Here is a 19,440-nt window from a genome sequence, read left to right as displayed (position 1 = left end):
ATCCACCATTGAAGCCGCGGTGGAGCGCGAGTGGTGGACCTATTGAGCGTGGTCCACCCTACCGAACGGCGCCATGCCAGCTCAGTTGATCAGCTCGGCCCCTGTCAGGGTCGATTCCGGCAGCGAAGGTGGCGCAGGGCTGATCTGCATGTACTTGATGCTCTCCCGGGGAATCAGCAGCAGGTCGCCATCCACTTCGATGCTGAGGAAAGGGGATTCCAGCTGGCGGCGCAGGCCGCGGGCGACTTCCACCGGGTCGGCAGATTGCTGGGGAAAGCGCAGGGCCAGGCGCTGGCCGTCCTGAAAGTGCAGGTAGAGGTGCTTGATCGGCTTCATCGGCGTGCTCCCTGGTTGGGCCGCCGGGAGAGCCGCCGGCCTCAGTTGCGATCGGCGATCACGCCAATCACGAAGAAGACTAGTAGCAGGACGGGCGCTAGGGTGTAGTTGTTGAAGTAGCCCAGCCCTTGGGCCAGCCAGGGTGTGAGGTAGATCATCGCCAGCCCGTAGCCGACCGCGCAGAGCAGCACGAATAGCAGGGTACGGAAGAGGAAGTTGAGGCTACCGATACGTTGCTGCACCCAGGCGTTCAGCGAGGGTCCGAACAGCACCAGAACGGTGGCCATGATAGCCAGCGCGATGTCGTGCAGGTGGCCGCGGCTCCAGCGCGACAAAGTGGCGATCAGGTCCAGTACGACGTCCATCCAGGGGGTCCTTGGCGAAGTGGTTCGGGGGCAGACGATTCCAAATTCGCACACTGCCCGTCAAGGCAGAAAGTGCTGTAGCAGATCGTTCAGGAACAACTGCCCTTCGTGAGTGGCGACCAGCCGTTGCGGGTCCTTCAGCAACAGTCCGCGTGCTTCGGCTTCGGTACGGGCCGTCGCCAGGCTGGCCAGTGGCATGCCGGTGCGTTGAGTGAACAACTCCGCAGGCACGCCGTCCGTGAGGCGCAGCACGTTCATGAGGAATTCGAAGGGCAGTTCGTCGTGGTCGAGGTGGCGCTCACCGGCCTGGTAGCGCTTGGCCGGGTCCAGGTAGTCCTTTGGCAGGCGGGTCTTCCAGCTGCGGATGATGCGGCCTTCCGGGCTGCTCAGCTTGGCGTGCGCACCGGCGCCGATGCCGAGGAAGTCGCCGAAGGACCAATAGTTGAGGTTGTGGCGTGCGCGCAGGCCGTCCCGGGCGTAGGCGGATACCTCGTACTGCGCGTAGCCGTGGTCGGCCAGGAGCCCCTGGCCGGCTTCCTGGATGTCCCACAGGATGTCGTCCTCGGGCAGCTCCGGTGGCTGGCTCCAGAACACCGTGTTCGGCTCCATGGTCAGCTGGTACCAGGACAGGTGCGTCGGTCCCTGGGCGATGGCTGTGCGCAGGTCTTCCAGGGCGTCCTCCAGGGACTGGTCTGGCAGGCCGTGCATCAGGTCCAGGTTGAAGTTGTCGAAGCCGGCCTTGCGTGCCATGTCGGCAGCGCGCACGGCTTCCTCGCCATCGTGGATGCGCCCCAGGGCCTTGAGCTTGGCCTCCTGGAAGCTCTGCACGCCGATGGACAGGCGGTTGATGCCGAGCTGGCGGTAGGCGGCGAACTTGGCCTGCTCGAAGGTGCCGGGGTTGGCTTCGAGGGTGATCTCGATATCGCGGGCGAAGGGTATCCGCTGCTCGACACCGTCCAGCAGCCGGCCGATGGCGTTGGCGCTGAACAGGCTGGGGGTTCCGCCGCCGAAGAAGATCGAGGTCAGCTCGCGGCCATGGACATGGCCGAGGTCCTGCTCGAGGTCGGCAAGCAGGGCGTCGATGTAGGCCTCTTCAGGCAGCTCGGAACCGGCGGCGTGGGAGTTGAAGTCGCAGTAGGGGCACTTGCGCACGCACCAGGGAATATGGACGTAGAGCGCCAGGGGGGGCAGCTGGAAGCCGATGGCCTGGCTTCCCGCCCCCGGGTGCGCGACGCTGGCTTTCATATGCCCAGCCGCTGCTTGAGCAGGGCCATGGCGCGGGCGCGGTGGCTGAGCTGGTTCTTGTCGATGGGGGAAAGTTCGGCGCTGGAGCACCTGCTTTCAGGGACCCAGAACAGCGGGTCGTAGCCGAAACCCTGTTCGCCGCGGGCTTCGAACAGGATGCGGCCGCGCCAGATGCCCTCGCAGAGGATCGGTAGCGGATCTTCCGCGTGTCGCATCAGCGCCAGGCTGCAGATGAACTGGGCACCGCGCTCGGCCTCGGGCACGTCACGCAGGGCGTCCAGCAGCTTGGCATTGTTCGCCGCGTCACCCTTGCCGTCGGCATAGCGTGCCGAGTAGATGCCAGGGGCGCCGCCGAGGCAGTCCACCGCCAGGCCAGAGTCGTCGGCTAGCGCGGGCAGGCCGGACACCCGCGCCGCGTTGCGGGCCTTGAGGATCGCGTTTTCGACGAAGGACAGGCCGGTTTCTTCCGGCTCGACAGCGCTGAATTCGGCGATCGAGCGTACCTTCACGCTGTCGCCGAGCATGGCCTGGAGTTCCTTGAGTTTGCCGGCGTTGTGGCTGGCCAGCACCAGTTCTTTGAAGGGCATCATTCGTCGGGGAAGAATTCCTGGTCGAAGCTGAAGCTGTGGGGGGCTTCATCTCCGCGTTGCACATTGAGGGTGAAGTTCAGCATCTCACGCTCGTCGAAGGGGAACTGCGCCAGGTAGTAGATGGCCTCGCCCTCGGTGACCTGCTTGAACTTCAGCGGGGTGACCTGGCCAAGCAGGTTCTTCACCTGGCCGCTGACCTGGGCGGTGCTGGCCTTGCCAGACTTGAGCACGGCGACGTTGACCACGCCCTGGGTCTTGCTGCGGGTCAGCCCTACCGCGGCGGCGATGTTGGGCTGCAGGAAGCTGGAATTGAACGCGTTGTAGTGCACGTCCAGGTCCCCAAAGGTCTGCTTGCGCTCGGCAGCTGCCGGCAGGGCCAGACAAAGGGCGAAAAGGAACAGGGCTAGACGACGCATGGCAGGACTCCTTTGATTCAGACCGCGAGGCGGTGGTCCGCAAGGCCCGGGCCGCTGACGCGATAGATGCCGATCTCACCCAACAGATTAGGCCAAACGCGGCTGGGCAGATTGTGCCGGTGAGCGTGGTCCACGGCCAGGCGGTCGAGGACCTTCACCTGCATTTCGCGGCACAGTGCCTCGAAGTCCTTGAAGGTGCAGAAATGGATGTTCGGCGTGTTGTACCAGGTGTAGGGCAGGAACTCCGACACCGGCATGCGTCCATAGCGTGCCAGGTACCAGCGGCAGCGCCAGTGGCCGAAGTTGGGGAAGGTGATGATGCACTCACGGCCAACCCGCAGCATCTCCTGGAGGATGCGGTCGGGGTAATGCACGGCCTGCAGGGCCTGGGTCATGACCACCACGTCGAAACTGTTGCTGGCAAAGTTGCCCAGGCCCTTGTCCAGGTCCTGCTCGATCACGTTCACGCCATGGTCGATGCAGTGGGCGATGTTCTCCGGGTCGATCTCCAGGCCGTAGCCGGTGACCTGTTTATTGTCGCGCAGCCAGGCCAGCAGTTCGCCCCGGCCACAGCCGAGGTCGAGCACCCGGCTGCCGGCGGGAATCCAGTCCTGGATGATTTCTAGGTCGGCACGCATGAGTTACACCACAATCCTGTTCATGTAGCTGCTGAAGGCCTGGAGGTAGCGCGGGATTGGAATAAGGAAGGCATCGTGGCCCTGCGGGGCGTCGATTTCCAGGTAGCAGACGTTCTTCCTTGCCGCGGTCAGGGCGTCGACGATCTCTCGCGAACGGGCCGGGGAGAAGCGCCAGTCGGTGGTGAAGGACATCACGCAGAAGTCCGCCTTGGCCCCGGCCAGGGTGCGCGCGAGGTCGCCGTCATGCGCGGCGGCAGGGTCGAAGTAGTCCAGCGCCTTAGTCATCAGCAGGTAGGTGTTGGCGTCGAAGCGCCCGGAGAACTCTTCGCCCTGATAGCGCAGGTAGCTTTCGACCTGGAATTCCACGCTGTGGAAGTCGTAGTTGAGTTTCTCGCTCTTCAAGCCGCGGCCGAATTTCTCGCCCATGGCGTCATCCGACAGGTAGGTAATGTGGCCGACCATGCGTGCCAGCATCAGGCCGCGCTTGGGGATCACGCCGTGGTCCTGGAAGTGACCGCCGTGGAAGTCCGGATCGGTGAGGATGGCCTGGCGCGCCACTTCGTTGAAGGCGATGTTCTGAGCCGAGAGCTTGGGGGCCGAGGCAATGGCCAGGCAGTGGCGCACGCGATCCGGGTAGCTGATGGTCCACTGCAGGGCCTGCATGCCGCCGAGGCTGCCGCCTACCACGGCGGCCCATTGCCGGATGCCGAGGGTGTCGGCCAGGCGCGCCTGGCTGTTGACCCAGTCTTCCACCGTCATCACCGGGAAGTCGGCACCGAAGGGCGTGCCGGTCGCCGGGTTGATGCTGGATGGTCCGGTGGAACCGTTGCAGCCGCCGAGGTTGTTCAGGCTGACGACGAAGAACTTCAGGGTGTCGATGGGCTTGCCCGGGCCGATGCAGCTGTCCCACCACCCCGGCTTGCGGTCTTCCATGCTGTGGTAACCGGCGGCGTGGTGATGGCCGGACAACGCATGGCAGATCAGCACCGCATTGCTGCGGTCTGCGTTCAGTTCGCCGTAGGTTTCAAAGACCAGTTCGTAGTCGGCCAGGCTTCGGCCGCAGGCGAGTGCCAGCGGGTCGCTGAAGCGTTGCACCTGGGGGGTGACCAGGCCGACGGAATCTGCGGGAATGGCGGTGGGCATCGCGACCCTGCTCTCAATCTGGGAAGGGCGCCAGTCTAAAGAGCGCCGCCCCCTGCGGCAAGCGCAGGGGGCGGCGGCTAAAGCGTTGAATAATCAGGCGCTGCGGGCGTTCAGGCGGACTCGTTGCCACGCTGTTTGCGGGGCATCACTGGCAGATTGACCACCTTGCCCATACGGCGCATGGGTGAGGGGAGGCGGAAGATACGCAGCATCTCGTTGGCCTCGGTGATCTGCTGCTCCAGCTCTTCGGTATAGCGCTCCAACTGCTGGCCGCGCTGGCGGGTGAGCTGGGTTTCCTGGGCCAGGGCCTTCAGGCGCAGCATGTGGGTTTCCAGCAACTGCTTGTGTTCCAGGGTGTGCTGCATCAACGGCATCAGCGCGTCGCTGGCCCACTGTGCGACCTCCAGGCGCAAGCGCTGGTGCATGCCAATGACTTCCTGTACCAGGGTGTCGAAGAAGCGCTTGCCGAGCTGGCGTTGTTCGGTCAGCAGGGTCTTCGGATGCAGACGGAACTGATCGGCCTTGATGCGTAGCTGGGCAATCTCGCGCAGATAGCGCTGGACATTGAACTGCGGCGCATCGACGCCGTTCAGCGGGTTTTCTTCGTTGTGCCGCCGGTAGATGGCCGAGACCATCTTGTTGGCCATGTCAGCCTCGTGCTCCAGGCTGCGCAGGTCATGCTCCAGCGAACGGAAGAAGTGCAGGATGCTCTGGTTGATGCCAACGGTGGTCCAGCTGCCGGTGAGTTCGCGGCGCAGGCGTGCCAGGTGCTCGTCCAGACGTTCCGTGCGCGCGGCGTTGCGCAGGACATCGCCCTGGCGCTTGAGCAGGCGCTGGTTGGTCTTCAGGCCGAGCAGGCGACGATGGTGCTGGGCATGGTCTTCCTTGGTGCGTGCGGTCAGTTCGAACAGCATCTGACCGTTGTCCTGCTGGTGGTTGTCGAGCATCGCTTGCTGCTCGCGGACTTTCTCCAGGCGCAGGTTGAGCACATGCAGGTTGTTCTGCAGCAACGTCAGCATCTGATGCGCCACATGGTCTTCGATCAGGCGTTCCTTTTGCGTGACGATCCGCTCGCAGAGCAGTTCTTCGAGGGTACTGATCTGGCTGCGGGCGAGCAGCTCACTGTCCTTGCGCACCTTGGCCAGCAGCGCCTGCTTGGCCGACAGTGGCAGCACTTCGTCACTGCGGATGCCGAGCTGCCGGGCGGTCGATTCCTGGATACGGCGAATGGCGTTCTGCACGAAGGTCTCGCCGGCCAGGTCATCCCACAGCACGTCGATCTTGTTCAGCACGGCGAAGAGATGGGACTGGGTGTCCTCGTCCAGCTGGCGGATGTGCTGCTTCCAGACGCTCATGTCGCTGGCGGTGACGCCGGTATCGGCCGAGAGCAGGAAGATGATGGCCTGGGCGCTGGGCAGCATCGACAGGGTCAGTTCGGGCTCGCTTCCGAGGGCGTTCAGGCCGGGGGTGTCGAGGATGCGCAGGCCTTGGCGCAGCAGCGGGTGGTCAAAGTTGACCATGGCGTGACGCCAGGCCGGCACCATCACTTCGCCCGGGCGGCCGGTGGGGTCGAGCATGTCCGGATGGAAGCCGAGCTGGATGGCCTGCTCGACCGGCATCGGCTTGGTCCGCGCCACCTGGGCAAAGGCCTGGATCATGTTGTCCGGGTCGCTCGGGTCGAGCGGGATGTTCACCCAGTGCCTCGGTGCGCGCTTGAACTGGGCCACGCTGGCGGAGGCGGTGCGCGACTCGATGGGCAGCAGGCGGATGTAGGAGCGCTCTGAACGGGGGTCGTAGAACAGTTCGGTGGGGCACATGGTGGTGCGCCCGGCCTGGGACGGCAGCATGCGCTGGCCGAACTCGGAGAAGAACAGGCTGTTGATCAGCTCGGTCTTGCCGCGGGAGAACTCGCCGACAAAGGCCAGGGTGATGTGATCGGTGCGGAGCAGGCGCTGCGCCCGTTCCAGCTTGGCCGAGAGCGCGTCGGAATTCAGCCGGTTGTGCTCCAGCCAGCTCCGGTAACGGGTGATCTCCCGCAGCAGCTCACGTTTCCAGGCAACGTAGGCGTCGACTTGCTGACTGAGACGCTCCATGCTCATTCAGACTCTCCTCGCGATCACGCATCCTGCGTACGGGAATGGACGAACTTCGAATTCGGTTGTCGACGATGCTGGTGGTCATACGGCGCCGTCCGGGGACTTGCTCCGGCGTGCGGTAAAGGCAGAGTGCCAGCGGGTCATTGCTCGGCATTATGCGCCTTGGGGTTTGGCCGTCAATTGCCGGGCGCGCTAAGCCCGCCTTAAGGTCGGTCAGGGTTGCCGAGCGGTCAGTCCGGGCAGACCGGGAAGGGTGCGCGGGCGCTGGATGCGCACGCGCTTCTGGCGGTTCAGTTCGCCGCTTTCCAGGCTCACCTGGCTCTTGGCGACACCGAAGGCGTCCGCCAGGAATGCCATCAACTGGGCATTGGCCTTGCCCTCCACCGGCGGGGCGGTAAGGCGGATCTTCAGGCGCTCGCCGTGCAGCCCGGCGAACTCATCACGGCTCGCCTTGGGCTGCAAATGGCAGTCGAGGATCAGGTCCTCGCCTGCCCAGCGGAACCAGGTCATAGGAAGGGACTGAGGATCTGCGGCATGCCGGTCATGGCGGCCAGGTTGCCGATCACTAGCATGTCCAGCAGTTTCAGCGCAATAAAGGCGAAGATCGGCGAAATATCCAGGCCGCCGAGGTTCGGCAGCAGCTTGCGGAACGGCATCAGCAACGGCTCGCAGATCTGGTTCACCAGCTGGGCACCGGGGTTGTAGCTGCCCGGGGCGACCCAGGACAGGATCACGCTGATGATCAGGGCGAAGAAGAATACCTTCAGGAACAGCGAGGTGACGCCGATGATCGACCAGATCAGCAACTGCAGCAGGTAGCCGCCGACGCCGTAGCCCATCAGGGTCAGGGTGATGACCATCAGCAGCAGCTGGACGAGGATGGCCAGCGCCAGGGAAGCGAGATCCAGTCCGCCCAGGCCAGGGATGATCTTGCGCAGCGGGTTGAGCAGCGGCTTGGTGGCACGTACCACGAACTGGCTCAGGGGGTTGTAGAAGTCGGCGCGCACCAGTTGCAGGATGAAACGCAGCAGGACGATCAGCAGGTAGAGGCTGCCGAGGGTTTGGATTACGTAGATGGCTGCGGTGTTGAGTCCGGTCATCGAAAGCTCCTTATTGGCCGAGTTGTTCGGCCAGTTCAGCCGAACGCCGGTCGGCGGCGTTCAGGGCCTGTTGCACCAGGGCTTCGAAGCCGCCGGCCTGGAAAGTCTTGATCGCCGCTTCGGTGGTGCCGTTGGGCGAGGTGACGCGGCGACGCAGCTCGGCAGCATCCACGTCGCTGGAAACCGCCATGCGCGCGGCGCCCAAGGCCGTTTGCAGGGTCAACTGCTCGGCGGTGGCACGGGGCAGCCCCAGTTTCTCGCCGGCGGCGGTCATCGCCTCCATCAGCAGGAAGAAGTAGGCCGGACCGCTGCCGGACACGGCGGTCACCGCGTCGATCAGCTTCTCTTCTTCCAGCCAGAGGGCGATGCCCACGGCAGACAGCAGCTGTTCGGCTTGCTCGCGCTGGGCGGCGCTGACCTCGGCGTTGGCGTACAGTCCGCTGACGCCCTGGCGCAACAGCGCCGGGGTATTGGGCATGCAGCGTACGATCGGGCGGGCGCCGAGCCAGGCGGCCAGGCTGGCACAGGTGATGCCGGCGGCGATGGAAACGACCAACTGGCCGTCCTTGAGGCTCGGCGCCAGGGCCTGGCAGACGGTCTTCATGACCTGCGGCTTGGTTGCCAGGACGACCACATCGGCGTCCTGCACGGCTTCGGCGTTGCTTTCCACGACCTTGATGCCATGTTCGGCAGCAACCTTCGCGCGCTGCTCGGCGCCTGGATCGCTGGCGCGGATGTGGTCGGCGGCAATGCCCTGGGCGCGCAGGCCGCCGATCAGGCTGGCGGCCATGTTCCCGGCGCCGATGAATGCAATGCGGGGAGTGCTCATGAATGCTTCCTTATGAATGCGAGGGCTGGCCATAGTCGCGGGCGCCGAACAGCGCGGTGCCGATCCGCACCCAGGTGGCGCCTTCGGCAATGGCCGCTTCGAGGTCGTGGCTCATGCCCATGGACAGGGTGTCCAGGGCGGGGTTCAGTGCGGCCTGCAACTGACGCAGGCGGGCGAAGGCGGCGCGCTGCTGCGCCAGGTCGTCAGTGGGTTCCGGGATGGCCATCAGGCCGCGCAGGCGCAGGTTCGGCAGTTCGGCCACGGCAGCGGCCAGGGCCGGCAGCTCTTCGGGGGCGCAGCCGGACTTGCTGGCTTCTCCACTGACGTTCACCTGCAGGCAGATGTTCAGCGGCGCCAGGTGTGGCGGGCGCTGGGCGGAGAGGCGCTCGGCGATCTTCAAGCGATCCACCGAGTGCACCCAGTGGAAATGTTCAGCAATGGATTTGGTCTTGTTCGACTGGATAGGGCCGATGAAATGCCAGGTCAGCGCCAGGTCGGTGAGCTCGGTCTGCTTGGCCAGGGCTTCCTGCAGGTAGTTCTCGCCGAAATCGGCCACGCCAGCGGCAAAGGCCTCGCGGATGGCAGCAGCGGGTTTGGTCTTGCTCACGGCCAGCAGGCCGATGCTGGAAAATTCTCGCCCAGAGGCTTGCGCCGCCTCACGGATACGCGCGCGAACCTTTGCAATATTGTCTGCTATCGTGGACATTACCTGCGCTCTACAGCCCGGCCTGAGTGGGGTCTGCGGCATTCTAACTGCCGCTGAAAAATGTAGCGAGCGACGGCCAGGCTGGTTGGCTTCGATAGCCGCGGGCCTGGCGCAGTGATCATTCAGCGGTCTGCAAACCGTTTGCTTCGAATTGGGGAACCGAATGGACATTACTGAGCTGCTTGCCTTCAGCGCCAAGCAGGGCGCTTCGGACCTGCATCTCTCGGCCGGCCTGCCACCGATGATTCGCGTCGATGGCGATGTGCGTCGGATCAACCTGCCGGCCCTGGACCACAAGCAGGTCCACGCGCTGATCTACGACATCATGAACGACAAGCAGCGCAAGGATTTCGAGGAGTTCCTCGAGACTGACTTTTCCTTCGAAGTTCCTGGCGTCGCGCGTTTCCGGGTCAACGCCTTCAACCAGAACCGTGGCGCCGGCGCCGTGTTCCGGACCATTCCCTCCAAGGTGCTGAGCATGGAAGACCTGGGGATGGGCGAGATCTTCAAGAAAATCTCCGACGTTCCTCGTGGCCTGGTGCTGGTCACCGGTCCGACCGGTTCGGGCAAGTCCACCACCCTGGCGGCGATGCTCGACTACCTGAACAGCACCAAGTACCACCACATCCTCACCGTGGAAGACCCGATCGAATTCGTCCACGAGTCGAAGAAGTGCCTGATCAACCAGCGGGAAGTGCACCGCGATACGCTCGGCTTCAACGAAGCCTTGCGCTCGGCGTTGCGTGAAGACCCGGACATCATCCTGGTGGGTGAGATGCGTGACCTGGAGACCATCCGCTTGGCGCTTACCGCCGCGGAAACCGGGCACCTGGTGTTCGGCACCCTGCACACCACCTCCGCGGCCAAGACCATCGACCGGGTGGTCGACGTGTTCCCCGCCGAGGAAAAGTCCATGGTCCGCTCCATGCTCTCCGAATCCCTGCAGTCGGTGATTTCCCAAACCCTGCTGAAGAAGATCGGCGGCGGCCGGGTGGCGGCCCACGAGATCATGATCGGCACCCCGGCCATCCGTAACCTGATTCGCGAAGACAAGGTGGCGCAAATGTATTCCGCCATCCAGACCGGTGGCTCGCTCGGCATGCAGACCCTCGACATGTGCCTCAAGGGGCTGGTCGCCAAGGGGCTGGTCAGCCGCGAGAGCGCCCGGGAAAAGGCCAAGAGCCCAGAAAACTTCTGATCCGCCTGAGCGGCCAGCGAGAACGTCATGGAATTCGAGAAACTGTTGCGCCTGATGGTGGAAAAAGGCGGTTCGGACCTTTTCATCACGGCAGGCGTGCCGCCGTCGATGAAGGTCAACGGCAAAATCATGCCGGTGACCAAGAACCCCATGTCGCCGGAAATGACGCGGGAAACCGTGATTGGCGTGATGAACGAGCAGCAGCGCCGCGAGTTCGCCGAGAACCACGAGTGCAACTTCGCCATCAGCGCGCGGGGCATCGGCCGCTTCCGGGTCAGTGCCTTCTATCAGCGCAACCTGGTGGGCATGGTGCTGCGTCGGATCGAGACCACCATTCCCACCATCGACGAGTTGAAGCTGCCGGAAATCCTCAAGAAGCTGTCGCTGACCAAGCGCGGCCTCGTGCTGTTCGTCGGCGCCACCGGTACCGGCAAGTCCACCTCTCTGGCGGCAATGATCGGCCACCGCAACAAGAACAGCAGCGGCCACATCATTTCCATCGAGGACCCGATCGAGTTCATCCACCAGCATCAGAGCTGCATCGTTACGCAGCGTGAAGTGGGCATCGATACCGAGTCGTTCGAGGTGGCCCTGAAGAACACCCTACGCCAGGCGCCGGACGTAATCCTGATCGGCGAAGTGCGGACCCGCGAGACCATGGACCACGCCATCGCCTTCGCGGAAACCGGCCACCTGTGCCTGGCCACCCTGCACGCCAACAACGCCAACCAGGCGCTGGACCGCATCATCAACTTCTTCCCCGCCGACCGGCAGCAGCAGGTGTGGATGGACCTGTCGCTGAACCTCAAGGCCATCGTCGCCCAGCAACTGGTGCCGACCCCGGATGGCAAGGGCCGCCGTGCGGTGATCGAAGTGCTGCTGAACACCCCGCTGGCCGCCGACCTGATCCGCAAGGGCGAGGTGCACGAACTCAAGGGGCTGATGAAACGCTCCACCGAACACGGCATGCAGACCTTCGACCAGGCGCTTTTCCACCTTTACTCCCAGGGCGAGATCACCTACGAGGACGCCCTGCTGTACGCCGATTCGGCGAACGACCTGCGCCTGCTGATCAAACTGGGCTCGGAGACTGACGGCGAGCACCTGCAGCACATGAGCGACGGCCTGTCGCTGCAGGTTTCGGAAGAAGACCCGGGTCGCCGCTTCCGTTAAGCTCGCGCCCGATGAAGAAGCCCGCCTCGGCGGGCTTCTTCGTGCCCGGACACATTCACACCCTGCAGGAGGCAGCATGAACACCCGTCAGGACACCCACAGCAAGGCCATTGGCTACCTGCTCTGGATTTTCGGATTCCTCGGTTCCCACCGCTTCTACTACGGTAAGCCGGTGACCGGGACCCTCTGGTTCTTCACCCTGGGCCTGTTCTTCATCGGCTGGATCATCGACCTGTTCCTGATCCCGTCCATGGACCGCGAGGCTAGCCTGCGCTTCAACGCCGGCCAGTACGACTACAACGTCGCCTGGATCCTGCTGACCTTCCTCGGCGTCTTTGGCGTGCACCGCATGTACCAGGGCAAGTGGATCAGCGGCATCCTCTACCTGTTCACCGGCGGCTTCTTCCTGATCGGCGTGCTCTACGACTTCTGGACCTTGAACACCCAGGTGTCGGTGCTCAACGCCCGCTGACTCTGGCAACTCCTTCCAGCGGAGTCACCCGCAGGAACCGACTGCACGGTGGGCTTCAGCCCACCGTCTGCTCATCGATCCTGGTGGTGGGCTGAAGCCCACCCTACCTGACCAAACCCCCGTTCTACGCTTGCCCCCTTCGTCGGAACCCATGGCGGCACTCCGCCGTGCGACCTATGTTCCAGCGTGGGGTGCCAGCTTCGCCCCCTGACTGGTCGCGCAAGGAGGTGACGCCATGAAGCGTGTCAAAGAAGTCCGCCCCGCAGTCCTCGACCTGATCGGTAACACGCCGCTGGTGCGGGTCAGCCGCTTCGATACCGGGCTCTGTACGCTCTTCCTCAAGCTCGAATCCCAGAATCCCGGCGGCTCGATCAAGGACCGTATCGGCGTCGCCATGATCAACAGTGCCGAGCGCGATGGCCGGCTCAAACCTGGCGGCACCATTGTCGAGGCAACCGCCGGCAACACCGGCCTGGGCCTGGCCCTGGTGGGCCGCGCCAAGGGCTACCGGGTGGTGCTGGTGGTTCCGGACAAGATGTCCACCGAGAAAGTGCTGCACCTCAAAGCCATGGGCGCCGAGGTGCACATCACCCGCTCGGACGTCGGCAAGGGCCACCCCGAGTATTACCAGGACCTGGCGGGGCGCCTGGCCGCGGAGATACCGGACGCGTTCTTCGCCGACCAGTTCAACAACCCCGCCAACCCGCTGGCCCATGAGTGCACCACGGGTCCGGAAATCTGGCAGCAGACCGGACAGGATGTGGACGCCATCGTGGTCGGCGTCGGTTCGGCCGGCACATTGACTGGCCTCACCCGGTACTTCCGCCGAGTGCAGCCCGACCTGGAAATGGTCCTGGCCGATCCGGTGGGCTCTATTGTCGCCGAGTACACCCGCAGCGGAACGTTCGGTACCCCCGGTTCCTGGGCAGTAGAAGGCATTGGCGAAGACTTCATCCCCGGTATCGCCGACCTGTCCAACGTGCGCCATGCATACTCCATCAGCGACGAGGAAAGCTTCGGCCACGCCCGCGAGTTGCTGCGCAACGAGGGCATCCTCGGTGGCTCCTCCACCGGCACCTTGTTGGCCGCGGCCCTGCGTTACTGCCGCGAGCAGAAGACGCCAAAACGCGTGGTGAGTTTTGTCTGCGACACCGGCACCCGCTACCTGTCGAAGATCTACAACGACCAGTGGATGACCGACCAGGGCCTGCTGGCGCGCAAGCGCTACGGGAACCTGCGCGACATCATCGCGCGGCGTTTCGAAGACGGACGGGTGATCAGTGTGGGGCCGGACGACACCCTGCTCACGGCGTTCCAGCGCATGCGCCTGGCGGATGTCTCCCAGCTACCGGTGCTCCAGGGCGAACGCCTGGTGGGGGTGGTCGACGAATCCGACATCCTGCTGGGTGTGCATGCCGACGCGACGCACTTCCGCCAACCTGTGGCGAGCGTCATGACGACGCGTCTGGAGACGCTGGCGCCGGACGCAAGCCTGGCTGAACTGCAGGCTGAGCTGGACCGAGGCCTGGTGGCCATCATCGCCGATGCGTCCGGTTTCCATGGCCTGATTACCCGTTCCGACCTGCTCAACCACCTGCGGAGGACCCTCGCATGAGCCAGCAGGAAGACGCCGAAGCACGTGCCTTTGCCACCCGCGTGATCCACGCTGGTCAGGCCCCCGACCCTTCCACCGGGGCCATCATGCCGCCCATCTACGCCAACTCCACTTACGCTCAGGAAAGCCCCGGCGTGCACAAGGGCCTTGACTACGGCCGCTCCCACAATCCTACGCGCTGGGCCCTGGAACGTTGTGTCGCGGATCTGGAGGGCGGTACCCAGGCCTTCGCGTTCGCCTCCGGGCTGGCTGCCATCGCCACGGTGCTGGAACTGCTGGACAGTGGCTCCCACATCGTCGCCAGCAATGACCTCTACGGCGGGACCTTTCGCCTGTTCGAGCGGGTACGCCGGATCAGTGCCGGACACCGCTTCAGCTTCGTCGACTTCAGCGACATCGGCGCAATCGGTGCGGCGCTGAGCGACGATACGCGCATGCTTTGGGTGGAAACCCCGAGCAACCCCCTGCTGCGGCTGGCCGATCTCGAGGCCATCGTGGAGCTTTGCCAGGCGCGCGGCATCATCCTGGTGGCGGACAACACGTTCGCCAGTCCCTGGGTGCAGCGCCCGCTGGAACTGGGCTTCGATGTGGTCGTGCACTCCACCACCAAGTACCTCAATGGCCACTCCGACGTGATCGGTGGCATCGCCATCGTCTCCGGCGACAGTCGCTGCGACCTGTTGCGCGAGCGCCTGGGCTTCCTGCAGAACGCGGTAGGCGCCATCGCCGGTCCCTTCGACGCCTTCCTCACCCTGCGCGGGGTTAAGACCCTGGCGCTGCGCATGGAGCGCCACTGCAGCAACGCCCTCGAACTGGCCTACTGGCTGGAGCAGCAGCCGCAGGTGGCGCGGGTCTACTACCCCGGCCTGCAGTCCCATCCGCAGCACGCCTTGGCGCGGCGGCAGATGCATGGCTACGGCGGCATGATTTCACTCGATCTGCGGGCTGACCTGGCAGGCACCCGGCGCTTCCTTGAAGCGGTGCGCATCTTCACCCTGGCGGAGAGCCTGGGCGGCGTGGAAAGTCTGATCGAGCACCCGGCGATCATGACCCATGCCAGCATCCCGGCGGAGATCCGCGCCGAGCTGGGCATCGGCGATTCGCTGGTGCGGCTGTCGGTCGGAGTGGAGGATGTGGACGACCTGCGCGCGGACCTGGCGCAGGCGTTGGGGAGGGTTTGAGGGCGGTCATTCAGGATCGACCCCGCGCTGGCGGATGGCTTTCCCCCTCACCCCAACCCTCTCCCTCAGGGAGAGGGGGCAAGAGCGGTGCGCGTTGTTAGCCAGGTGCGGGTCACCCCCCTCCCGTTCAGGGAGAGGGGCCGGGCGTCAGTTCCCTGGCACCAATTTCAGCGTCTCTTGGCTATTGGCCTTCACCGCATCCTCGGCGAAGTGCATCGGCACGTATTCGCCGCGCAGGTAGGCCTCGGCCTGGTCCTTGTAGTGACGGTCGAAAGGCACACCGCTCTGGCCCACCGGATTGATGCCCAGGGCGTGTTCGGCATCGGCCAGGTCCACCAGGCGTCGCGTAGAGGGGCCGTAGAACACTTCCCAGGGCGCCGGGCCGACGCGGTGGGACAGGTTGTTGGGTACCTCGTGGCCGCCCGGTGCGGCGAAGGGGCCGACATTGAACAGCAGGTTCAACGGCTTCTGCTGGCCCAGCGGATGCGCATGGGTCAGGGTGTGGCCGGTGCCCCAGAGCCATTTCGAGCTGTCTTCGCCGAGGGTCTCTTTCAGGTGCGCGAGGCTGGCCTGCCAAGCGGCCTTGACCACCTCCGGGCGGCTTTCCTTCTGCGGCGTATCGCGCTTGTCCCACCAGGGCGAGCCGGCGTCGGCCGCCAGGCGCGGCAGGGCGGTGTCGAGCACGCGGGTTTGCAGCAGGCTGTCGAAGAAGGCGTCACCCAGTTCGTCGCGCATGGCCGCATTGGCCAGTTCAAAGGTGAGCTGGTTGAACAGGGTGGCGGCCACTGAGTCCAGCGCGTGGTCGCCGTCCCAGTCTGCCAGTTGTTCCACCAGCGCTTTCTCCCGGTCGTCGACCGCCGCTGCGCGCAGCTCGTCGAGCAATGGCGCCAGCAGGCGCGGGCCGTAGCCGGTGCCGGTTTCCAGCTGCAGTGCCTGGCTGTTCTGCACATCCCACTTGACCCCGGGCGTGGCGAGGCGCTCGTTCAGGCGCTGGCCGCGGTCCGGCAGGTTGTAGTAGCCGGGAATCGCCACGCCCGTGGGCGACAGCGGCTGGTAGTTGGCCGAGACGATGTAGCCACGCTCCGGGTTTTCCTCGTGCGGGTTGGCGCTGAACGGCAGATAACCGGGCTTGTCCGCCGCGTGGGTGCTGCCGTCGAGGATGAAGGTGGGATTCACGCCCTCCGGGCGCTGCGGCAGTTTTGCCGCGGCCCACCAGCCGATGTCGCCGCTGGCATTGGCCCAGATGATGTTGAGGCCGGGCGAGTGGATTTTCTCGGAGGCGGCGCGAGCCTGGTCCAGGCTGCTGGCGCGGTTGAGGTCGTAGAAGGCGTCGAGGATGGGGTTCTCGGTTTCGAGGAAGGCCCACCACATCGCGATCGGCGTCTTGCCGGCGGCGGCGCCGAGGGCATCGTTGATGATCGGACCGTGGGGCGAGCGACGCAGGGTCAGCTTTACGGGTTCGCCACCCTTGACCGTGATGGTTTCCTCGCGACTTTCCAGGTTCACCCACCGCCCTTGGTACCAGACCTGGTTGGGGTTGTCCGGGTTGCTCTTCTCGGCGATCAGGTCGAGGTCGTCGTTCTGGAACATGGTCAGGCTCCAGGCGAACTGCCGGTTGTGGCCGAGAGAGGCGACCGGATTGAGGGCCTGGTGGTGGCCGTAGAGCTCGAAGCCCGGATAGGCCAGTTGCGCCTCGTACCACACGGCTGGCACTGCGAAGCGGATATGTGGGTCGCCGGCGAGCAGCGGCTTGCCGCTGGCGGTGTGGCTGCCGGACACGGCCCAGGCGTTGCTGCCCTCAAACTGCGGCAGGCCGGCTTCCACCAGCGCCTGCTGGCTGAGTTGGGCGAGGCGGTTGAGGTCCTGCCAGTCGGCGCTGGCCAGGGGCTGGCTGATCACCCCTTCGGGGTGCCAGTCGACATCGAAAGCGGTCAGGTAGTCGGCACCCAGCTCGTCGCGTACATAGGTCATCACCGGTTCGGTGCGCAAGGCGGCGGCGAAGCTGTAGGCCATGTAGCCAGCCACGGAGAGGGTGTCGGCGACGGTGAAGGGGCGCTTCTCGATGCCCAGCAGGTCGAACTCCAGCGGCGCCGGGCGGTTGTCCTGATACTGGTTGATGCCGTCGAGGTAGGCCAGCAGTGCCTTGGTCGCCGGGCTGTGCTTGTCCATCTTGAGGGCGTACTCGTCGGCGTGGGCGCGAATGCCCAGGGTGCGGAACAGGCGGTCGGTGTCCACCAGGCGGGCGCCGAGGATCTCGGCCAGTTCGCCACGGGCCAGGCGGCGCAGCATTTCCATCTGGAACAGGCGGTCCTGGGCATGGACGAAGCCCAGGGCGCGGTACATGTCGGCTTCGTTGGCGGCTTGAATGTGCGGTACACCGCGCTCGTCGTAGTGGACGGTCACCGGAGCCTGGAGATGGGTCAGGGAAAGTTCGCCGTCGCGCACGGGCTTCTTGCTCTCGCTGTACCAGGTGGCGCCGGCGGCGGTCGCGGCGATGATGACGGCCAGGGCAGTCAGGGTGCGTTTCATGCACGAATCTCCTTGTTGTTATGGTCGCGGCATTCTCCCCAAGCTGACCTTCGCGGGCATTGACCGGCGACCTGCAAGCTGAAAGTCTTCGGTCAATTCCGAGGAGCCCGCCATGTCCAACGCTGAGCCCGATGCCGCCAGCTTCGTTCCGCTGACCCATTCCGCCACCTTGCGCCGTCTGCTCTACGAGGCGCTGGCTGATCTCGGCCTGGACCCCGGGAAGATCTATCTCGGCGTCAACCAGCACCGTCGCCTCGGGCCGCCGCCGGTGGACGGCCGCCTGCGCCACGACGATGCACCGCAGTTCTGGCTGGCCGCTGACACGCTGATCGGCGACCCCGATATCGGCCTGCACCTGGGGGAGGTGATGAAGCCGCGCCTGCTCGACGTAGTGGGCTACCTGTTGCTGGCCAGCCGCGACTTGGGCGAGGCGCTGACGAGCTTCCTGCGCTTCCAGCACATCCTTTCCGGTGGCTTCGTCGCCCAGTTGCAAGCGGAGGGGGCGCAGGCGCGCTTGGTGATCGACCTCAACTACCTGGGGTTCTCGTCCCTGCGCCAGCAGATGGAATGCCTGGCCCTGTTGTTCACCAAGCTGTTGGGCTTCATCACCGACGGCGAATTTCGCCTGGAGGGCGTGCAGTTCCGTCATGGGCGACCGGCGCGGGTGAGCGAGCACCAGCGACTGTTTGGCCTGCTGCCGGCATTCGGTTGTGAGCATGATGCGTTGCTGTTCCCGGCGGCGCTGCTGAAACGCCCCTCGCGCACCGCCAATCCGGAACTGCATCAGGTGCTCTGGCAACATGCGGAGACGCAACTGGATGCGCTGGTGGGCAACGACCTGCTCAACCGTCTGCGTTACCTGCTGGGTGTGCGCCTCGGCCAGGCGGATTGCTCACTCGACGCCTGCGCCGCCGAGCTGGGTTTCAGCAGCGGTGCATTGCAGCGGGCCCTGGCGGAGCAGGGCAGCAACCTGCGGCGGGTGCGAGAGTCGGTACAGCAGGTCCGTGCGGTGGAACTGCTGCAGGACGGCAAGGCGATGCGTGAGGTGGCCCGGGCCTGCGGTTTTTCCGAGCTGTCGCCGTTCTACCGGGCCTTCCGCCGCTGGTACGGGATGCCGCCGGAGGCCTATCGGGAGCGTTTGCGAGCGGGTTAGGAGGGGCTCCGCCAGGCACAGAAGCAACCTGCCGCCAGGGTGCTGCTGGCGCTCACCGGACGGTTGTCGAGCAGGGCTTCGAGAATCGGCTCGATGAAGCTGTTGGCCGAATTGCACACGGCGCCTTCGCTGTAGGGGCCGAAGTAGGCCAGACGGCCGTCGCGGTCCCAGATGCCGACAGCGGGCACCGCCGGCAGTTGCTCGGCGCCGGGCACCTCGACCAGGGGTTGCAGGGCTTCCAGGCCCGGCGGCAGTTGGCCCTTGCTGCCGGGCTTTTGCAGGGCATGGAAGGTCACGCCCTGGGGAGCGAAGCGCTGGATCAGCTCGGCCAGGTGCTGCTGGTTGCCGGCGTTGCAGGGGCAGGCCGGGTCCCAGAAATGCACCAGGCGGATTGGCCCCGGGCCGGCGAGCTCGGCCGGCAGGTGCAGTTGCTCGCCGGAAAATACCGTGGCCTGGGTATTGAAGGGGCGGACATAGCGCGACTCGTACCAGCGCAGGGCCAGCAGGATGGCGCAGACGCCGGCGAGGAGGAGGAGGCTGGTGATCAGTGTCTTGGGCTTGGGTGCACGCATGGTGAAAGGCCTGTGCGGGGGCGCGTAGCTTGCCACGTTGCGCCGGGCAGCAGAATATCGGCAGCCGGCCAGGGACCCAGGTG

At 65.0% G+C, this 19,440-nt stretch carries 20 protein-coding genes; 6 read left to right on the top strand and 14 right to left on the bottom strand.

Annotated elements, in window-relative coordinates; translation table 11 throughout:
- Positions 1-81: 81 nt before the first annotated feature.
- The 12 genes from E8F20_RS00380 to E8F20_RS00325 form a co-directional block, all read right to left on the bottom strand.
- Positions 82-336 (bottom strand): hypothetical protein, encoded by a 255-nt coding sequence (locus tag E8F20_RS00380; protein WP_280281933.1) that lies wholly within the window; start codon positions 334-336, stop codon positions 82-84.
- 41 nt (positions 337-377) lie between these two features.
- Positions 378-701, bottom strand: a complete 324-nt coding sequence (locus tag E8F20_RS00375) for a DUF3392 domain-containing protein (protein ID WP_028629039.1) — start codon at positions 699-701, stop codon at positions 378-380.
- A 60-nt stretch (positions 702-761) separates the two neighbouring features.
- Positions 762-1,946 (bottom strand): radical SAM family heme chaperone HemW, encoded by a 1,185-nt coding sequence (gene hemW, locus E8F20_RS00370; protein WP_280281932.1) that lies wholly within the window; start codon positions 1,944-1,946, stop codon positions 762-764.
- Positions 1,943-2,536, bottom strand: a complete 594-nt coding sequence (rdgB, locus tag E8F20_RS00365; protein WP_280281931.1) for an RdgB/HAM1 family non-canonical purine NTP pyrophosphatase — start codon at positions 2,534-2,536, stop codon at positions 1,943-1,945. The genes hemW and rdgB overlap by 4 nt, the downstream gene beginning before the upstream one ends.
- Entirely contained in the window at positions 2,533-2,952 is a 420-nt protein-coding gene (locus tag E8F20_RS00360) for a DUF4426 domain-containing protein (protein ID WP_280281930.1), read from the bottom strand. The genes rdgB and E8F20_RS00360 overlap by 4 nt, the downstream gene beginning before the upstream one ends.
- A 17-nt stretch (positions 2,953-2,969) precedes the next feature.
- Positions 2,970-3,590, bottom strand: coding sequence for a methionine biosynthesis protein MetW (gene metW / locus E8F20_RS00355; RefSeq protein ID WP_280281929.1), 621 nt, complete (start codon positions 3,588-3,590; stop codon positions 2,970-2,972).
- 3 nt (positions 3,591-3,593) lie between these two features.
- Entirely contained in the window at positions 3,594-4,733 is a 1,140-nt protein-coding gene (locus E8F20_RS00350) for a homoserine O-acetyltransferase (RefSeq protein WP_280281928.1), read from the bottom strand.
- Between the two features lie 110 nt (positions 4,734-4,843).
- Complete coding sequence (locus tag E8F20_RS00345; RefSeq protein WP_280281927.1) at positions 4,844-6,832, bottom strand: dynamin-like GTPase family protein; 1,989 nt, start codon at positions 6,830-6,832, stop codon at positions 4,844-4,846.
- A gap of 210 nt (positions 6,833-7,042) precedes the next feature.
- A complete protein-coding gene (locus E8F20_RS00340) occupies positions 7,043-7,339 on the bottom strand; it encodes a DUF167 domain-containing protein (RefSeq protein WP_028629032.1) in 297 nt (98 codons plus the stop codon).
- Positions 7,336-7,929, bottom strand: coding sequence for a YggT family protein (locus E8F20_RS00335; protein ID WP_280281926.1), 594 nt, complete (start codon positions 7,927-7,929; stop codon positions 7,336-7,338). Before E8F20_RS00335 ends, E8F20_RS00340 begins: the two co-directional genes overlap by 4 nt.
- Before the next feature lie 10 nt (positions 7,930-7,939).
- Positions 7,940-8,758: a pyrroline-5-carboxylate reductase gene (gene proC, locus E8F20_RS00330; protein WP_137822342.1), complete on the bottom strand. Its 819-nt coding sequence runs from the start codon at positions 8,756-8,758 to the stop codon at positions 7,940-7,942.
- Between the two features lie 10 nt (positions 8,759-8,768).
- Positions 8,769-9,464 carry a YggS family pyridoxal phosphate-dependent enzyme gene (locus tag E8F20_RS00325; protein WP_280281924.1) on the bottom strand — a complete coding sequence of 232 codons (696 nt, stop codon included), beginning with the start codon at positions 9,462-9,464 and terminating at the stop codon, positions 8,769-8,771.
- Between the two features lie 163 nt (positions 9,465-9,627).
- Between E8F20_RS00325 and pilT the strand changes: the two genes are divergently transcribed.
- The 5 genes from pilT (at position 9,628) to E8F20_RS00300 (ending at position 15,103) form a co-directional block, all read left to right on the top strand.
- On the top strand, positions 9,628-10,662 hold the full coding sequence (gene pilT, locus E8F20_RS00320; protein ID WP_028629028.1) for a type IV pilus twitching motility protein PilT: 1,035 nt from the start codon (positions 9,628-9,630) through the stop codon (positions 10,660-10,662).
- A gap of 27 nt (positions 10,663-10,689) precedes the next feature.
- On the top strand, positions 10,690-11,835 hold the full coding sequence (locus tag E8F20_RS00315) for a PilT/PilU family type 4a pilus ATPase (protein ID WP_028629027.1): 1,146 nt from the start codon (positions 10,690-10,692) through the stop codon (positions 11,833-11,835).
- Positions 11,836-11,911: 76 nt separating this feature from the next.
- Positions 11,912-12,307 (top strand): TM2 domain-containing protein, encoded by a 396-nt coding sequence (locus tag E8F20_RS00310; RefSeq protein WP_280281922.1) that lies wholly within the window; start codon positions 11,912-11,914, stop codon positions 12,305-12,307.
- Positions 12,308-12,542: 235 nt separating this feature from the next.
- Positions 12,543-13,922: a pyridoxal-phosphate dependent enzyme gene (locus E8F20_RS00305; RefSeq protein ID WP_280281921.1), complete on the top strand. Its 1,380-nt coding sequence runs from the start codon at positions 12,543-12,545 to the stop codon at positions 13,920-13,922.
- A complete protein-coding gene (locus E8F20_RS00300; RefSeq protein WP_280281920.1) occupies positions 13,919-15,103 on the top strand; it encodes a PLP-dependent aspartate aminotransferase family protein in 1,185 nt (394 codons plus the stop codon). Before E8F20_RS00305 ends, E8F20_RS00300 begins: the two co-directional genes overlap by 4 nt.
- Positions 15,104-15,250: 147 nt before the next feature.
- Here the strand turns inward: E8F20_RS00300 and E8F20_RS00295 are convergent, their stop codons facing one another.
- On the bottom strand, positions 15,251-17,632 hold the full coding sequence (locus E8F20_RS00295) for a penicillin acylase family protein (RefSeq protein ID WP_280281919.1): 2,382 nt from the start codon (positions 17,630-17,632) through the stop codon (positions 15,251-15,253).
- A 112-nt stretch (positions 17,633-17,744) separates the two neighbouring features.
- On the opposite strand from E8F20_RS00295, the gene E8F20_RS00290 reads away from it, so the two are divergent.
- A complete protein-coding gene (locus E8F20_RS00290) occupies positions 17,745-18,785 on the top strand; it encodes an AraC family transcriptional regulator (RefSeq protein ID WP_280281918.1) in 1,041 nt (346 codons plus the stop codon).
- Here the strand turns inward: E8F20_RS00290 and E8F20_RS00285 are convergent.
- Positions 18,782-19,357 (bottom strand): DUF6436 domain-containing protein, encoded by a 576-nt coding sequence (locus tag E8F20_RS00285; protein ID WP_280281917.1) that lies wholly within the window; start codon positions 19,355-19,357, stop codon positions 18,782-18,784. The two genes, E8F20_RS00290 and E8F20_RS00285, sit on opposite strands and share 4 nt — an antisense overlap.
- Between the last annotated feature and the right edge of the window lie 83 nt (positions 19,358-19,440).

The organism is Pseudomonas sp. BN415 (genome assembly GCF_029871195.1).
Lineage (GTDB): Bacteria > Pseudomonadota > Gammaproteobacteria > Pseudomonadales > Pseudomonadaceae > Metapseudomonas > Metapseudomonas resinovorans.
This window is presented reverse-complemented; position numbering and strand designations above follow the sequence as displayed.

Bases quoted from the DNA above. Each gene is read 5' to 3' on its own strand.
- rdgB (WP_280281931.1), bottom strand. From the start codon at position 2,536: ATGATGCCCTTCAAAGAACTGGTGCTGGCCAGCCACAACGCCGGCAAA.
- E8F20_RS00380 (WP_280281933.1), bottom strand. From the start codon at position 336: ATGAAGCCGATCAAGCACCTCTACCTGCACTTTCAGGACGGCCAGCGC.
- E8F20_RS00335 (WP_280281926.1), bottom strand. From the start codon at position 7,929: ATGACCGGACTCAACACCGCAGCCATCTACGTAATCCAAACCCTCGGC.
- E8F20_RS00285 (WP_280281917.1), bottom strand. From the start codon at position 19,357: ATGCGTGCACCCAAGCCCAAGACACTGATCACCAGCCTCCTCCTCCTC.
- E8F20_RS00345 (WP_280281927.1), bottom strand. From the start codon at position 6,832: ATGAGCATGGAGCGTCTCAGTCAGCAAGTCGACGCCTACGTTGCCTGG.
- E8F20_RS00350 (WP_280281928.1), bottom strand. From the start codon at position 4,733: ATGCCCACCGCCATTCCCGCAGATTCCGTCGGCCTGGTCACCCCCCAG.
- E8F20_RS00305 (WP_280281921.1), top strand. From the start codon at position 12,543: ATGAAGCGTGTCAAAGAAGTCCGCCCCGCAGTCCTCGACCTGATCGGT.
- proC (WP_137822342.1), bottom strand. From the start codon at position 8,758: ATGAGCACTCCCCGCATTGCATTCATCGGCGCCGGGAACATGGCCGCC.
- E8F20_RS00325 (WP_280281924.1), bottom strand. From the start codon at position 9,464: ATGTCCACGATAGCAGACAATATTGCAAAGGTTCGCGCGCGTATCCGT.
- E8F20_RS00295 (WP_280281919.1), bottom strand. From the start codon at position 17,632: ATGAAACGCACCCTGACTGCCCTGGCCGTCATCATCGCCGCGACCGCC.
- E8F20_RS00315 (WP_028629027.1), top strand. From the start codon at position 10,690: ATGGAATTCGAGAAACTGTTGCGCCTGATGGTGGAAAAAGGCGGTTCG.
- E8F20_RS00290 (WP_280281918.1), top strand. From the start codon at position 17,745: ATGTCCAACGCTGAGCCCGATGCCGCCAGCTTCGTTCCGCTGACCCAT.
- metW (WP_280281929.1), bottom strand. From the start codon at position 3,590: ATGCGTGCCGACCTAGAAATCATCCAGGACTGGATTCCCGCCGGCAGC.
- E8F20_RS00360 (WP_280281930.1), bottom strand. From the start codon at position 2,952: ATGCGTCGTCTAGCCCTGTTCCTTTTCGCCCTTTGTCTGGCCCTGCCG.
- E8F20_RS00310 (WP_280281922.1), top strand. From the start codon at position 11,912: ATGAACACCCGTCAGGACACCCACAGCAAGGCCATTGGCTACCTGCTC.
- hemW (WP_280281932.1), bottom strand. From the start codon at position 1,946: ATGAAAGCCAGCGTCGCGCACCCGGGGGCGGGAAGCCAGGCCATCGGC.
- pilT (WP_028629028.1), top strand. From the start codon at position 9,628: ATGGACATTACTGAGCTGCTTGCCTTCAGCGCCAAGCAGGGCGCTTCG.
- E8F20_RS00375 (WP_028629039.1), bottom strand. From the start codon at position 701: ATGGACGTCGTACTGGACCTGATCGCCACTTTGTCGCGCTGGAGCCGC.
- E8F20_RS00300 (WP_280281920.1), top strand. From the start codon at position 13,919: ATGAGCCAGCAGGAAGACGCCGAAGCACGTGCCTTTGCCACCCGCGTG.
- E8F20_RS00340 (WP_028629032.1), bottom strand. From the start codon at position 7,339: ATGACCTGGTTCCGCTGGGCAGGCGAGGACCTGATCCTCGACTGCCAT.